Raw genomic sequence first — 13,815 nt, forward strand, 5'->3', positions numbered from 1 at the left:
GTCTCACAGGGAAACCGCGTCATCGTTCATCGCGGGCAAGCCACGCTCCCACAGTGGGGGGCTAGTTGTCGTAACCCAGGTTCGGCGCCAGCCAGCGCTCGGTCACGCTCAATTCCTGGCCCTTGCGCGACGTGTAGCTCTGCACCTGATCCTTGTCGATCTTGCCCACGGCAAAATACTGCGCCTGCGGGTGAGCGAAGTACCAACCGCTGACCGCTGCTGCCGGGAACATGGCGTAGTGCTCGGTAAGGAACACGCCGCTGCGGCCGGCTTTCATTTCCGAGGCCTCAGGGTCCAGCAACTTGAACAGCGTGGATTTCTCGGTGTGATCCGGGCAGGCCGGATAGCCTGGGGCAGGGCGGATACCGGTGTATTGCTCTTTGATCAGCGCCTCGTTGTCGAGCGTCTCGTCCTTGGCGTAACCCCAGTAGTCTTTACGGACCTGCTGGTGCAGCCACTCGGCGCACGCCTCGGCCAGGCGGTCGGCCAGTGCCTTGACCATGATCGAGTTGTAGTCGTCGCCGGCATCCTGATAGGCCTTGGCCACTTCTTCGGCACCGATACCAGCCGTGGTGATGAAACCACCCACGTAGTCGGTTACCTCGCTGTCCTTCGGTGCAACGAAGTCAGCCAGGGAGAAGTTCGGTTTGCCGTCGGTCTTGATGATCTGCTGACGCAAGTGATGCAGCTTGGCAATCGGCTTGCCGTCATCGCCGTAGACTTCAATGTCATCCTCACGCACCTGGTTGGCCGGCCAGAAACCGAACACCGCACGGGCGCTGATGAGTTTCTCGTCGATCAGTTTGGCAAGCATTTCCCGGGCGTCGGCGTACAACGCCGTGGCGGCTTCACCGACCACTTCATCCGTGAGGATGCGCGGGAATTTGCCGGCCAGGTCCCAGGAGATAAAGAACGGCGTCCAGTCGATGTATTCGGCCAGGACTTTCAGGTCGATGTTGTCCAGCACCTTGGCGCCGGTAAACGTCGGTTTGACCGGCTCGTAAGTGCTCCAGTCGAACTGCGGCTTCTTGGCGATGGCCGCCGGGTAGCTCAGGCGCTCGGTGCGGGCGCTGCGGTTGGCGGTACGCTCGCGGACTTCGATGTATTCCAGGCGGGTCTTCTCGATGAACGCCGGCTTCAATTCCTTGGACAGCAATTGCGTCGCCACGCCCACGGCGCGGGAAGCGTCGGTGACGTAGATCACTGCATCGTTGCTGTATTTCGGCTCGATCTTCACCGCCGTGTGCGCTTTCGAGGTGGTCGCGCCACCGATCATCAGCGGCAGATGGAAGTCCTGGCGCTGCATCTCGCGGGCCACATGGACCATTTCATCCAGCGAAGGGGTGATGAGGCCGGACAGGCCGATGATGTCGCACTTCTGCTCCTTGGCCACTTGCAGGATTTTCTCCGCCGGGACCATCACGCCGAGGTCGACGATGTCGTAGCCGTTACAACCCAGCACAACGCCAACGATGTTCTTGCCGATGTCGTGCACGTCGCCTTTTACCGTGGCCATCAGGATTTTGCCCTTGGCTTCCGGTTTGTCGCCTTTTTCCAGTTCGATGAACGGGATCAAGTGGGCCACGGCCTGCTTCATCACGCGGGCGGACTTCACCACCTGCGGCAGGAACATTTTGCCGGCGCCGAACAGGTCGCCGACGATGTTCATGCCGGACATCAGTGGGCCTTCGATCACTTCAATCGGGCGGGCGAACGACTGACGGGATTCTTCGGTGTCTTCAACAATGTGCGTGGTGATGCCCTTGACCAGGGCATGCTCCAGACGCTTGTTGACGGGCCAGCCGCGCCATTCTTCGGTCTCGGCTTCCTTGACGCTGCCGTCGCCCTTGTACTTGTCGGCAATGGCGAGCAGGGCGTCAGTGCCTTCCTGGGTGCGATTGAGCACTACGTCTTCAACGGCGTCACGCAGCTCAGCCGGGATCTGGTCGTAGATCTCCAGCTGGCCGGCGTTGACGATACCCATGGTCAGGCCGTTGCGGATTGCATACAGCAGGAACACCGAGTGAATCGCCTCGCGCACCGGGTTGTTGCCACGGAACGAGAACGACACGTTGGACACGCCGCCCGAGGTCAGCGCGTAGGGCAGTTCGTCACGGATGTAGGCACAGGCGTTGATGAAATCCACAGCGTAGTTGTTGTGTTCTTCGATACCGGTGGCGATGGCGAAGATGTTCGGGTCGAAGATGATGTCTTCCGGCGGGAAGCCGACTTCGTTGACCAGAATGTCGTAGGAGCGTTTGCAGATTTCTTTCTTGCGCGCTTCGGTGTCGGCCTGGCCGGCTTCGTCGAAGGCCATCACCACGACTGCGGCGCCGTAGCGTTTGCACAGTTTGGCGTGATGAATGAACTGCTCGACGCCTTCCTTCATGCTGATGGAGTTGACGATGCCCTTGCCCTGGATGCACTTGAGGCCGGCTTCGATCACTTCCCACTTGGAGGAGTCGATCATGATCGGTACGCGGGAGATGTCCGGTTCACCGGCAATCAGGTTGAGGAAGGTCACCATGGCCTTCTTCGAATCGAGCATCCCTTCGTCCATGTTGATGTCGATCACCTGGGCGCCGGCTTCGACCTGTTGCAGGGCGACTTCCAGGGCTTCGGTGTAGTTATCTTCACGGATCAGACGGGCGAACTTGGCTGAACCAGTGATGTTGGTCCGCTCGCCGACGTTGATGAACAACGAGTTGCGATCGATGGTGAACGGTTCCAGGCCCGACAGGCGGCAGGCCTTTGGGATGTCCGGAATTTCACGCGGCGCATAACCGGCCACGGCCTTGGCGATGGCTTCGATGTGGCCCGGCGTGGTGCCGCAGCAACCGCCGACGATGTTGAGGAAGCCGCTTTGGGCGAATTCTTCGATGACTTTTGCGGTTTGCGCCGGCAGTTCGTCGTACTCGCCGAATTCGTTCGGCAGGCCGGCGTTCGGGTGCGCAGAAACGTGGGTGCTGGCCTTGTTCGACAGCTCTTCCAGGTACGGGCGCAATTCGCTGGCGCCGAGGGCGCAGTTCAGGCCGACCGAGATCGGCTTGGCGTGGGCCACGGAGTTCCAGAACGCTTCGGTAGTCTGGCCGGAGAGCGTACGGCCGGAGGCGTCGGTGATGGTGCCGGAGATCATGATCGGCAACTCGACGCCGAGTTCTTCGTACACGCCTTGCACCGCGAAGATCGCCGCTTTGGCGTTCAGGGTGTCGAAAATGGTCTCGATCAGAATCAGGTCGGCGCCGCCTTCGATCAGGCCTTTGGTGGCCTCGGTGTAGTTTTCCACCAGTTCATCGAAGGTCACGTTGCGATAGCCGGGGTTGTTCACGTCAGGCGACAGCGAGCAGGTGCGGCTGGTCGGGCCGAGCACGCCAGCGACGAAACGCGGCTTGTCCGGGGTTTCCAGGGTTTTGGCGTCTGCGACCTTGCGCGCCAGACGCGCGCCTTCTACGTTTAGCTCGTACGCCAGACCTTGCATGCCGTAGTCGGCCTGGGACACCTGGGTGGCGTTGAAGGTGTTGGTTTCCAGAATGTCGGCGCCGGCATCCAGGTAGGCTTTCTCGATGGCGCCAATCACGTCCGGACGCGTCAGGATCAACAGGTCGTTGTTGCCCTTGACGTCACTTGGCCAGTCGGCGAAGCGTTTGCCGCGGTAATCCTGCTCTTCGAGCTTGTAGCTCTGGATCATCGTGCCCATGCCGCCATCGAGAATCAGGATGCGCTCTTTGAGGGCGTGCTTGAGAGCTTGAAGGCGAACGCTGCGATCGGACATTTGGACTACTCGGTAAGGCCATGACGAAGGGGCGCAATAATAGCAAACCTGTGCGGTTTTAGAGCATGTCCCGGTTTTGCATGAATATCGCTCATGTTGGAGCGGGGTGCGGACCGGTAGAATCGCGGCGTTTTTTCATGATCGGGACCAGGGATATGTCTTATCGCGTCATCAGCGTTGTTTTGCTGTTTTTAAGCTGGGGCGCTGCCGCGCAGGATCCGGCCATTTCCTCTGCCATTTCCTACAGCCGCGACATACAACCGATCTTCACCGAAAAGTGTGTGGCCTGCCATGCCTGCTATGACGCCGCCTGTCAGCTCAATCTGGGCAGTGGGGAAGGGGCGGGCCGCGGTGCGACCAAGACCCTGGTCTACGACGGCGAACGCCGCCAGGCCGCAGCGCCGACCCGGCTGTTTTATGACGCTTTTGGCAAACGCGCCTGGCAGCAAAAAGGCTTTTATTCGGTGCTCGACGCCCAAGGCAACCAGGCGGCGCTGATGGCGCGCATGCTCGAGCTGGGCCACCAAACGCCGTTGCAACCCAATGCCAAACTACCGGAAGAGATCGTTCTGGGACTGAATCGGGAAACCCAGTGCGCAATGCCTGCGGAGTTCGACGGCTATGCCCGTTCTCACCCCAAAGAAGGCATGCCGCTGGCGGTTACCGGCCTGACCGATCAGCAATACCAGACGCTGCAACGCTGGCTGGCGTCCGGCGCGCCGATTGACGAGCAAGGCCTTGTGCCGAGCGCCAAGGAGGCGTTGCAGGTGGTTCTGTGGGAAAACCTGCTCAACGCCCCGGGCGCACGGCAAAGCCTGGTGGGGCGCTGGTTGTTCGAGCATTGGTTTCTCGCTCACCTGTATTTCAAGGACGGCGAGCCAGGGCATTTCTTTCAGTGGGTACGTTCGCGCACGCCGACCGGCCAGCCGATCGACCTGATCAACACCCGCCGCCCGAATGACGATCCAGGCACTCAGGTGTATTACCGCCTGTGGCCGGTGCAAGGTGTGATCGTGCAGAAGACCCACATCACTTACCCGCTGAGTCCGGCGAAGATGGCCCGGATCAAAAGCCTTTTCTATAACGGCAACTGGCAAGTCGACGCCTTGCCGGGATACGGGCCGGAGCGTCGGGCCAATCCGTTCACCACGTTCGAGGCGATCCCGGCCCAGGCGCGTTATCAATTCATGCTCGATAACGCCGAATACTTCGTCCGTACGTTTATTCGCGGCCCGGTCTGCCGCGGCCAGATCGCCACCGACGTGATCCGCGATAACTTCTGGGCACTGTTCCAGGCGCCTGAGCATGACCTTTACATCATCGATCCGAAGTATCGCGGCCAGGCCACGCCGTTGTTGGCGATGCCGGGGCAGAACGACGATGTCGGCAGCATCCTGAGCCTGTGGCGTGACTACCGCGACAAGCGTAACGAGTACGAGGCGCTACGCCGTGACAGTTACGCCGATGCGCCGGCGCCGAGTTGGTCGACCTTGTGGGCGGGTAACGATAACGCCTTGTTGACGATCTTCCGGCATTTCGACAGTGCCTCGGTGAACAAAGGCCTGATCGGTGACGTGCCGCAAACGATGTGGCTGTTTGACTTCCCGCTGCTGGAGCGCACGTATTATCAATTGGCAGTTAACTTCGACGTGTTCGGCAACGTCTCCCATCAAGCCCAGACCCGCCTGTATTTCGACCTGATCCGCAACGGTGCGGAGCAGAACTTTCTGCGCCTGATGCCTGCCGATTCGCGTGACGACTACCTCGACGACTGGTACCAGAGCGGCGGCAAATTCAAGATGTGGCTGAATTACGAGGCCATCGATAACGATAAAGAGACGGCGCTGGTGCTGGACAAAAAGGACCCGAAACGTGATTTCGCCCAGCAATTGCTGGTCCGTTACGGCGACCTCAACGCCAAGCCGGATCCGATCAATCGTTGTGACGGCGCTTATTGCTCGCGGCCGAACATCGACCTGGCCTTGCAGAGCGCCGAACAGGCGTTGAGCCGCCTGACTTCGCGTCCGGCGGCCGGGCTGAAGGTTATCGATCAGTTGCCGGAAGCGACCCTGCTGCGCATCGAAACCGCGAGCGGCAAGCGCGAGGTTTACAGTCTGCTGCGCAACCGGGCGCACAGTAACGTTGCATTCCTGCTCGGTGAATCCCTGCGGTATCAGCCGGGGCTCGACACATTGACCATTTATCCGGGCGTGCTCAGCAGCTATCCGAACTTCATGTTCAACATTCCGGCCGGGCAAGTGCCTGAGTTCGTGGACGAGATGGAAAACGCCAAGGACGCCAATCGATTCGAGAAAATCGTCGAGCGCTGGGGGATTCGCCGCAGCCATCCGCAGTTCTGGTTCTACTTTCATGACTTGAACCGGTATGTCCACGAGACCGACCCGGTGGAAGAGGGCGTGCTGGACATGAACCGATATCAGAACCTCTGAGGTGCCTGTGATTCAGTGTGCTTTCCCGACAAAAATACTAGGACTTTGTACGGCGCGATGATTGGCGTAAACTGCGCCCAAGCCTGCGAGGAGTTTCCATGACCGCTATTACCATTACCGACGCCGCCCACGATTATCTGGCTGATCTGCTCTCCAAGCAGAACACCCCAGGCATCGGCATCCGCGTCTTTATCACCCAGCCTGGCACCCAGTACGCCGAAACCTGCATTGCTTATTGCAAGCCGGGCGAAGAAAAACCTGAAGACACGGCGCTGGGGCTCAAAAGCTTCACCGCTTACATCGACTCGTTCAGCGAAGCGTTCCTGGACGATGCGGTTGTCGACTACGCCACCGACCGTATGGGCGGCCAGCTCACCATCAAGGCGCCAAACGCCAAAGTACCGATGGTCAACGCCGACAGCCCGATCAACGAGCGTATCAACTATTACCTGCAAACCGAGATCAACCCGGGGCTGGCCAGCCACGGCGGTCAGGTCAGCCTGATCGATGTGGTCGAAGACGGCATCGCCGTGCTTAAGTTCGGCGGCGGTTGCCAGGGCTGCGGCCAGGCAGACGTCACCCTTCGCGAAGGCATCGAGCGCACCTTGCTCGAGCGCATTCCCGAGCTCAAGGGCGTTCGTGACGTCACCGACCACACGCAGAAAGAAAACGCCTACTACTAAGTAAGGTGTTCGCTGCAGACATAAAAAACGGCGCCCCGTGAGCGCCGTTTTTTTATGGGCGATAAATAGCCTGTGAATGACGGGATTTACCGTGGTGAAGGGATTTACTGTGGTGAGGGGATTTACCGTGGTGAGGGGATTTATCTGTGGCGAGGGGATTTATCCCCGTTGGGCCGCGAAGCGGACCCCTGCATTCTTTCAGGCGGACCTAGCAAGCAGGTTTAGCGACGGCTTCGCCGCCGAACGGGGATAAACCCCCTCACCACAGTAATTCCCCTCACCACAGGGTTGTGCTTGGCTCAGGGCCGATACAGATGCGCATGCCCCGCGCGATACAGCGATGACTCACTGAAGTGATCGCTACCCAACACCCGCCCCACCAAAATCAACGCCGTGCGTCGAAACCCCTTGGCTTGAACCTTCGCGGCAATGTCTTCAAGCGTCCCCACCACCCAATCCTGATCCGGCCAGGTCGCCCGGTGAATCACCGCGATCGGGCAATCCGCGCCGTAATGCGGCAGCAGTTCGGCCAGGATCTTCTCCAGATGATTGACCCCCAGATGAATCGCCATCGTCGCCCCGTGCTGCGCCAGGCTGCCAAGCTCTTCGCCGGCGGGCATCGCGGTTTTGTCGGCATAGCGGGTCAGGATCACGCTTTGCGACACGTCGGGTAGCGTCAGTTCCGCGCCCAACAGGGCCGCGCAGGCCGCCGTGGCCGTGACGCCGGGAATGATTTCAAACGGGATGTCGAGTTCGCGCAGGTAGCGGATCTGCTCGCCAATCGCACCATAAAGACTCGGATCGCCGGAGTGCACCCGGGCCACGTCCTGGCCCTTGGCATGGGCGGATTTGATCAGCTCGATGATCTGTTCCAGGTGCAGTTCGGCGCTGTTGACCACCTGTTCGGCGCGATGGCCTTCCAGCACGGCGGCGGGCACCAGGGAGCCGGCATAGATGATCACCGGGCAGCTGCGAATCAGCCGTTGGCCTTTGACGGTGATCAGTTCCGGGTCGCCGGGACCTGCGCCAATGAAGTAGACGGTCATCGTCGGTTCCTGTGAGAAAAAGGGGCTGGGCAAGGCTTCAGATGAAGATTGCTCATGATCGATGGCGGGGATTATCGAGGATTTTAGGCAGCGCAGGCCAATGCCAAGGTGGCCTGGGCATATTTTTGTCGTGGAATCAGCAATTTTGCCGGTGCCTGGGTCAGTTGTTCGGCCAGGGCCAGGGCGGCACTTTCAGCTACGCCGTAGCAGCCGGTGCGTTCGAACGCGATGTCCGAGCGATGACTGAGTTGCGGTTGATAGCCGGCCAGTTGTTCGCTGCTGAAGTACATCAACGGTAACTCAAGCTGTTCGGCCAGTTCGATCAAACCAGGTTCTTCGCGCTTCAGGTCGATGCTGGCCAGGGCCTTGATCTGGTGAAGTTCGATTTTATGAGCCTGTAACGCCTGATCGAGCAGCGCCCGCAGCGTACTGACGGGGCAGCCGCGCTGGCAGCCCAGGCCGACCACTAAGGTCGGCGCTGTGCTGATCTCGGTCATGCGTGGTATTGACCATCGCTTTTGCGGCGGAACAACCAGGCACTGATCAGGCCCAGGGCCAGCCAGAATGCCGCGTTGGTCAGCTGCGAAGCGATTTTGAACTGAGCTTCCAGGGCTTGCGGAGCCAGCATCGAGTGGACTTCCGGTTGTGGTGCGCCGATCACATGAGGAACAGCCAGGATGGCCACCCCGAGCACTTTCATCAGCCAGTGACGGCTGAACACGATCAATGCGATGCCGACCGCGGTGGAGGCAGCCGTGCCGATCCACCAGATCTGCCGTTGCGCCAAATCAGCGGCGGCAGTGCCCGGCAGCTCAGGCGGCAGACCGAGGGTCGGTGCCAGCACGAACGTCGCGTAACCAGCCAGGCCCCAAAGCAGGCCCTGGGAGGTTTTGGTCGGTGCGCGCAAGGTGTAAAGACCGGCCAGCATCAGGGCGAAACCGACCGCTACCACCAGGTTGCCGCCGGTGGTGGACAGCACGCGCTGCCAGCCGTCTTCCGGCTCCCAGGCCTCAGCATCGTGGGTGTGGGCGGCGACAGCACCTGCGGCGTGTTCGTGAACTTCAACAGCGGCGGGCTCGGATTTTTCGTAAGTCTCGGCCTGCAGGATCAGCGGTGCCACCCAGAAGCTTTGCAGCAAGGTCAGCAACAGGGCGGCCAGCAGCCCGGTGAACCCTGCGGTTTGCGCAATACGCTTGATCATGTTGGCTGGACTCAATGACACGGGAATGCAGAGCTGTGGCGGGTATCGTGAGCGGCGTTGTGCACCGCTTCGATGTGCGAGAAACCGGCGAAATACACAAGGCACGCACCCAGGATCGACGCACACACGGCGGCGGTCAGGCGTTGAGTCAGGGTATTGGTGGTGCTGGCGGTGCTCTTATCGGTGTTGCTGCCGGTGCTGCTGATGATCGACATGGCGCTTCCCTCTGGTCTGTCAGCGGGTGATATAGAGCGCATGGAAGACCCCTGCGAGTCGGGCACGCAGAGGTTCAAACAGCGCCCGCCCACCGCGGGTTTGTTATTCAGTGATCGTAATGGTCACTTTGTGTTGCGGGCCGGTCTCCGGGCTCACGAGGGGCGCTGGCTTTCGCCTTGACCTGCAAGCATCACCTTCCCATGCCGAACTGCTGGCACAGTGGATCTGACGCTTCGCTCGCTTACCGTTGCGGGGGCAGCACCGGACTGACATGGCTTTAGAGTAAAGCACATGATTCACCGGTTTCCCGTTTCACCCTGTGAAGGGCACCCATAACAAGGCGTGTAGGAGAGCATGGGCGGGGGTTGGGCGTCAATTGGCAAGGGTTCTCGTTTGAGCTGTGGTGAGGGAATTATCTGTGGTGAGGGGATTTATCCCCGTCCGGCGGCAAAGCCGTCGCAAGACCTGCTTACGGGGTATGCCTGAGGACATGCAGGGGGCCGCTTCGCAGCCCAACGGGGATAAATCCCCTCGCCACAGATAACCCCCCTCACCACAGGGACCGCGATCAGCCGAAGGACATTGACCCGCCCCCACACGATGCGTAGCCTTGCGCTTTCGAGGTTCTTCGGCGTCTGCCGAAGCTAAGAAGGGAACGCGGTCGATGCCGCGGCTGCCCCCGCAACTGTGAACGGTGATGTTCGCTGCCACGCCACTGCAAACCCTGTGCAACGGGTTCGCGGGAAGGCGCAGCGAATGCCAGGCCCACCAGCCCGGCACACCGTCAGCCAGGAGACCTGCCTCGACACAGATTCTCACTACAACCGGGCGGGGTGATCCGGTGGCGGAACTCTTGCGCGCGCCTCCGTCGCAGCGATTGTCGTCCCGTATGCCCGCCACCTTGCCAAAGGGCATCCGATGAAAACACTGGCCAAACTCCCCGTCACCATCGTTACCGGCTTCCTCGGCTCGGGCAAAACCACGTTGCTGCGGCACATGCTCGACAACGCTCAGGGCCGTCGCATTGCGGTGATCGTCAACGAGTTCGGCGAGCTGGGCATCGACGGCGAAATCCTCAAGCAGTGCTCCATCGGTTGCACGGAAGAGGAAGCCAACGGCCGCGTCTACGAACTGGCCAACGGTTGCCTGTGCTGCACCGTTCAGGAAGAGTTCTTCCCGGTGATGCGCGAACTGGTCGCCCGTCGCGGCGACCTCGACCACATCCTCATCGAAACCTCGGGCCTGGCCCTGCCAAAACCGCTGGTACAAGCCTTCCAGTGGCCGGAAATCCGCAGCGCCTGCACCGTTGATGCGGTGATCACCGTGGTCGACAGCCCAGCGGTCGCCGCCGGCACCTTCGCGGCTTTCCCGGACCAGGTCGATGCCCAGCGCAAACTCGACCCGAACCTGGACCACGAATCGCCGCTGCACGAACTGTTCGCCGACCAACTGGCCAGCGCCGACCTGGTGATCCTCAACAAGGCCGACCTGATCAGCCCTGAAGACCTGGCCCGTGTACGCCTGGAAGTCGCCGAAGAACTGCCGCCAGCAGTGAAAATCATCGAAGCCAGCAGCGGTCGTGTACCACTGGACGTGCTGATCGGCCTCGGCGCCGGTTCCGAAGAGCACATCGACAGCCGTCACAGCCACCACGACCATCACCATGAAGGCGAGGAAGATCACGACCACGACGCCTTCGATTCCATTTCGATTGACCTGCCGCAAGCCGACGAAAGCCTGCTGCTGGACGTGCTGACCCAACTGGTGGTCAAGCACGGCATCCTGCGGGTCAAAGGCTTCGCGGCAATTCCGAACAAGCCGATGCGCTTGCTGATCCAGGGCGTGGGCACACGTTTCGACAAGCACTTCGACCGGCAGTGGGGCGCCGACGAAGCGCGTACCACGCGCCTGGTGTTGATCGGTCAGGAGCTGGACGCCACTCTGCTTGAAGCGCAATTGCGCGCTGCGCTCAGCGTTTAAGCCATGCACCTGCTCAGGACCCAGCCCGGCGGTTTCGTGTCGGATGACAACATTGCCGACCTTGGACAAACCCCCGCCGAGCTGGTGATCCTGTGCAGCGGCGACTCCAGCCTGGCACTGCTCGCCGAGGCGGCACAGCAGTTGCCCGACGATTACCCCAGCGTGCGCCTGGCCAATCCGATGCAGGTGCAGAATCACGCCTCGGTCGACCTGTATGTCGACGAAGTGCTGCGCCACGCCAAGGTGATTCTGATCTCGCTGCACGGCGGTATCGCCTATTGGCGTTACGGCGTCGAGCGTCTGGTGCAACTGTCGGAGCGCGGTGTACAGCTGATTCTGGTGCCAGGCGATGACCGCCCGGACCCGGAACTCAGCGACCTAAGCACAGTGGGCGCGCAAGACCGCGACCGGCTCTGGCAGTTTCTGCGTCAGGGCGGCATGAGCAATGCCCTGGATTTTTTTCGCTGCCTTGCCAATCGTTGGCTGGATCGCGACTACGCCTGGGCAGAGCCGCAAACCCTGCCGCGCACGGTGATCTACCACCCGCACAAAAGCCCCGCTGAACTGAAGGATTGGCAAGCCGACTGGCAGGCCAGTCAACCGGTGGCGGCGGTGCTGTTCTACCGCTCGCATTTGCAGGCGGCCAACACCGGTTTTATCGATGTTTTCTGCCAGCGTTTGCAGGCGGCGGGGCTGAACCCGTTGCCGATTGCTGTGGCCAGTCTGAAAGAGCCCGGCTGCCTGACAGTGGTCGAGGACTGGCTGGATGAAGTCGAGGCCGGCGTGATTCTCAACACCACCGGTTTCGCCCAATCCAGCCCCGAAGCGCCGCATTTGCGGCCGTTTCGCCGCAACATCCCGGTGATCCAGGCGATCTGCGCCCAGGACAACGAGCCCGGATGGCGCGCCAGCGAACAAGGCCTCGGCCCGCGTGATCTGGCGATGCACATCGCGCTGCCGGAACTGGATGGGCGGATCATCAGCCGACCGATCAGCTTCAAAGACCTGGCCTGGCGCAGCGAGCGCAGCCAATCCGATGTGGTCTGCTATCGGCCACAACCGGAGCGCATGGATTTTGTCGCTGAACTGGCGCGACGCTGGATCGATCTGGCGCGGGTGCCCAACGCTGAAAAACGCATCGCCCTGATCCTCGCCAACTACCCGACCCGCGACGGGCGCATCGGCAATGGTGTCGGCCTCGACACTCCAGCCGCGGCGCTGAACATCCTGCGTGCGCTGCATAAAGAAGGTTATCCGCTACCCGCCGAGTTGCCTGATAGCGGCACCGCGTTGATCCAGCAATTACTCGGCGGCGTCAGCAACGACCTCGACACCCTCGACCAGCGCCCGTGTATGCAAAGCCTCACGCTGGACGACTACAACCTGATGTTCGACGCCTTGCCCGAATCCAATCGCCAAGCCGTGCTGGAACGTTGGGGCTCGCCCGAAAACGATCCGATGTTCCGTGGCGGGCGGATGATGATCGCCGGGCTGCGCTTTGGCCTGACCTTCGTCGGCATTCAACCGGCGCGGGGTTATCAGGTCGATCCGAGCGCGGTGTATCACGACCCGGACCTGGTGCCGCCTCACGGTTACCTGGCGTTCTATTTCTGGTTGCGTAACACCTACGGCGCCCACGGCGTGATCCACGTCGGCAAGCACGGCAACCTCGAATGGTTGCCGGGCAAAGGCGTCGGTCTGTCCGAGCATTGTTGGCCGGATGCGCTGCTTGGACCGCTGCCGAACATCTATCCGTTCATCGTCAACGATCCGGGCGAGGGCGCCCAGGCCAAGCGCCGCACGCAGGCGGTGATCATCGATCACCTGATGCCGCCGCTGACCCGCGCCGAAACGTACGGCCCGTTGCGCAACCTCGAACTACTCGCCGACGAGTATTACGAAGCGCAATTGCTCGATCCGCGCCGTGCCCGGGAATTGCAGCGCGACATCCTGCAACTGGTGCGCGAGACGCACATCGACCGCGAACTGCAACTGGACGAAAAGCTCGACAGTGATGCCGATGCAGCGATCTGGCTGCCGCGTCTGGACACCTATTTGTGCGACCTGAAAGAGTCGCAGATCCGCGACGGCCTGCATGTGTTTGGCGAGTCTCCGACCGGGCGTTTGCGCATCGATACCTTGCTGGCGTTGTTGCGCATTCCGCGGGGCGATGGGCGCGGTGCGCAATCGAGTCTGCTGCGGGCCTTGGCCAAGGCGTTCTCGTTGGGCTTCGATCCGCTGGATTGCGCGCTCGCCGAACCTTGGACCGGGCCACGTCCGATTGAACTGCAAACCCTCACCGATGAAGCCTGGCGCACAGCCGGTGATACCCGTGAACGCCTGGAACTGTTCGCCGCTCAACTGATCTCGCAGACGTTGAATACCGAGGTCGAGCCCGGCCCCTGTGGGAGCGGGCTTGCTCGCGAAAGCGGAGTGTCAGTCGACATTGATTTGCCTGATCCACCGC

Annotated in this window: 9 protein-coding genes and 2 riboswitches; of the genes, 4 read left to right on the plus strand and 5 right to left on the minus strand. The window is 61.1% G+C overall.

The window, feature by feature from the left end; translation table 11 throughout:
* Positions 1–61: 61 nt before the first annotated feature.
* A complete protein-coding gene (gene metH, locus KGB03_RS00415) occupies positions 62–3,772 on the minus strand; it encodes a methionine synthase (protein WP_218537146.1) in 3,711 nt (1,236 codons plus the stop codon).
* Positions 3,773–3,927: 155 nt separating this feature from the next.
* On the opposite strand from metH, the gene KGB03_RS00420 reads away from it, so the two are divergent.
* Together KGB03_RS00420 and nfuA are read left to right on the plus strand one after the other, a co-directional pair.
* On the plus strand, positions 3,928–6,222 hold the full coding sequence (locus tag KGB03_RS00420) for a fatty acid cis/trans isomerase (RefSeq protein ID WP_223525854.1): 2,295 nt from the start codon (positions 3,928–3,930) through the stop codon (positions 6,220–6,222).
* Between the two features lie 98 nt (positions 6,223–6,320).
* On the plus strand, positions 6,321–6,905 hold the full coding sequence (nfuA, locus tag KGB03_RS00425; protein WP_046048486.1) for a Fe-S biogenesis protein NfuA: 585 nt from the start codon (positions 6,321–6,323) through the stop codon (positions 6,903–6,905).
* 299 nt (positions 6,906–7,204) lie between these two features.
* Here nfuA and cobM read toward each other — a convergent pair whose 3' ends face one another.
* The 4 genes from cobM to KGB03_RS00445 all read right to left on the minus strand — a co-directional run bounded on the left by cobM (position 7,205) and on the right by KGB03_RS00445 (position 9,367).
* Positions 7,205–7,951, minus strand: a complete 747-nt coding sequence (cobM, locus tag KGB03_RS00430) for a precorrin-4 C(11)-methyltransferase (RefSeq protein ID WP_223525855.1) — start codon at positions 7,949–7,951, stop codon at positions 7,205–7,207.
* 83 nt (positions 7,952–8,034) lie between these two features.
* Positions 8,035–8,448: a cobalamin biosynthesis protein gene (locus tag KGB03_RS00435; RefSeq protein ID WP_111449831.1), complete on the minus strand. Its 414-nt coding sequence runs from the start codon at positions 8,446–8,448 to the stop codon at positions 8,035–8,037.
* A complete protein-coding gene (locus KGB03_RS00440; RefSeq protein ID WP_192407966.1) occupies positions 8,445–9,152 on the minus strand; it encodes a CbtA family protein in 708 nt (235 codons plus the stop codon). The genes KGB03_RS00435 and KGB03_RS00440 overlap by 4 nt, the downstream gene beginning before the upstream one ends.
* Positions 9,153–9,163: 11 nt before the next feature.
* Complete coding sequence (locus KGB03_RS00445; protein WP_008150980.1) at positions 9,164–9,367, minus strand: CbtB domain-containing protein; 204 nt, start codon at positions 9,365–9,367, stop codon at positions 9,164–9,166.
* Positions 9,368–9,487: 120 nt separating this feature from the next.
* Positions 9,488–9,717: riboswitch (cobalamin riboswitch) on the minus strand.
* Positions 9,718–9,972: 255 nt separating this feature from the next.
* Positions 9,973–10,188: riboswitch (cobalamin riboswitch) on the plus strand.
* 98 nt (positions 10,189–10,286) lie between these two features.
* On the opposite strand from KGB03_RS00445, the gene cobW reads away from it, so the two are divergent.
* Positions 10,287–11,348, plus strand: coding sequence for a cobalamin biosynthesis protein CobW (cobW, locus tag KGB03_RS00450; RefSeq protein ID WP_111449828.1), 1,062 nt, complete (start codon positions 10,287–10,289; stop codon positions 11,346–11,348).
* Between the two features lie 3 nt (positions 11,349–11,351).
* Positions 11,352–13,815: cobaltochelatase subunit CobN (cobN, locus tag KGB03_RS00455; protein WP_223525856.1), on the plus strand; the 2,464-nt coding region annotated here is incomplete at its 3' end.

Origin of the sequence: Pseudomonas sp. BF-B-26 (genome assembly GCF_019956495.1) — a bacterium.
In the GTDB taxonomy this organism is placed as follows: Bacteria; Pseudomonadota; Gammaproteobacteria; order Pseudomonadales; family Pseudomonadaceae; genus Aquipseudomonas.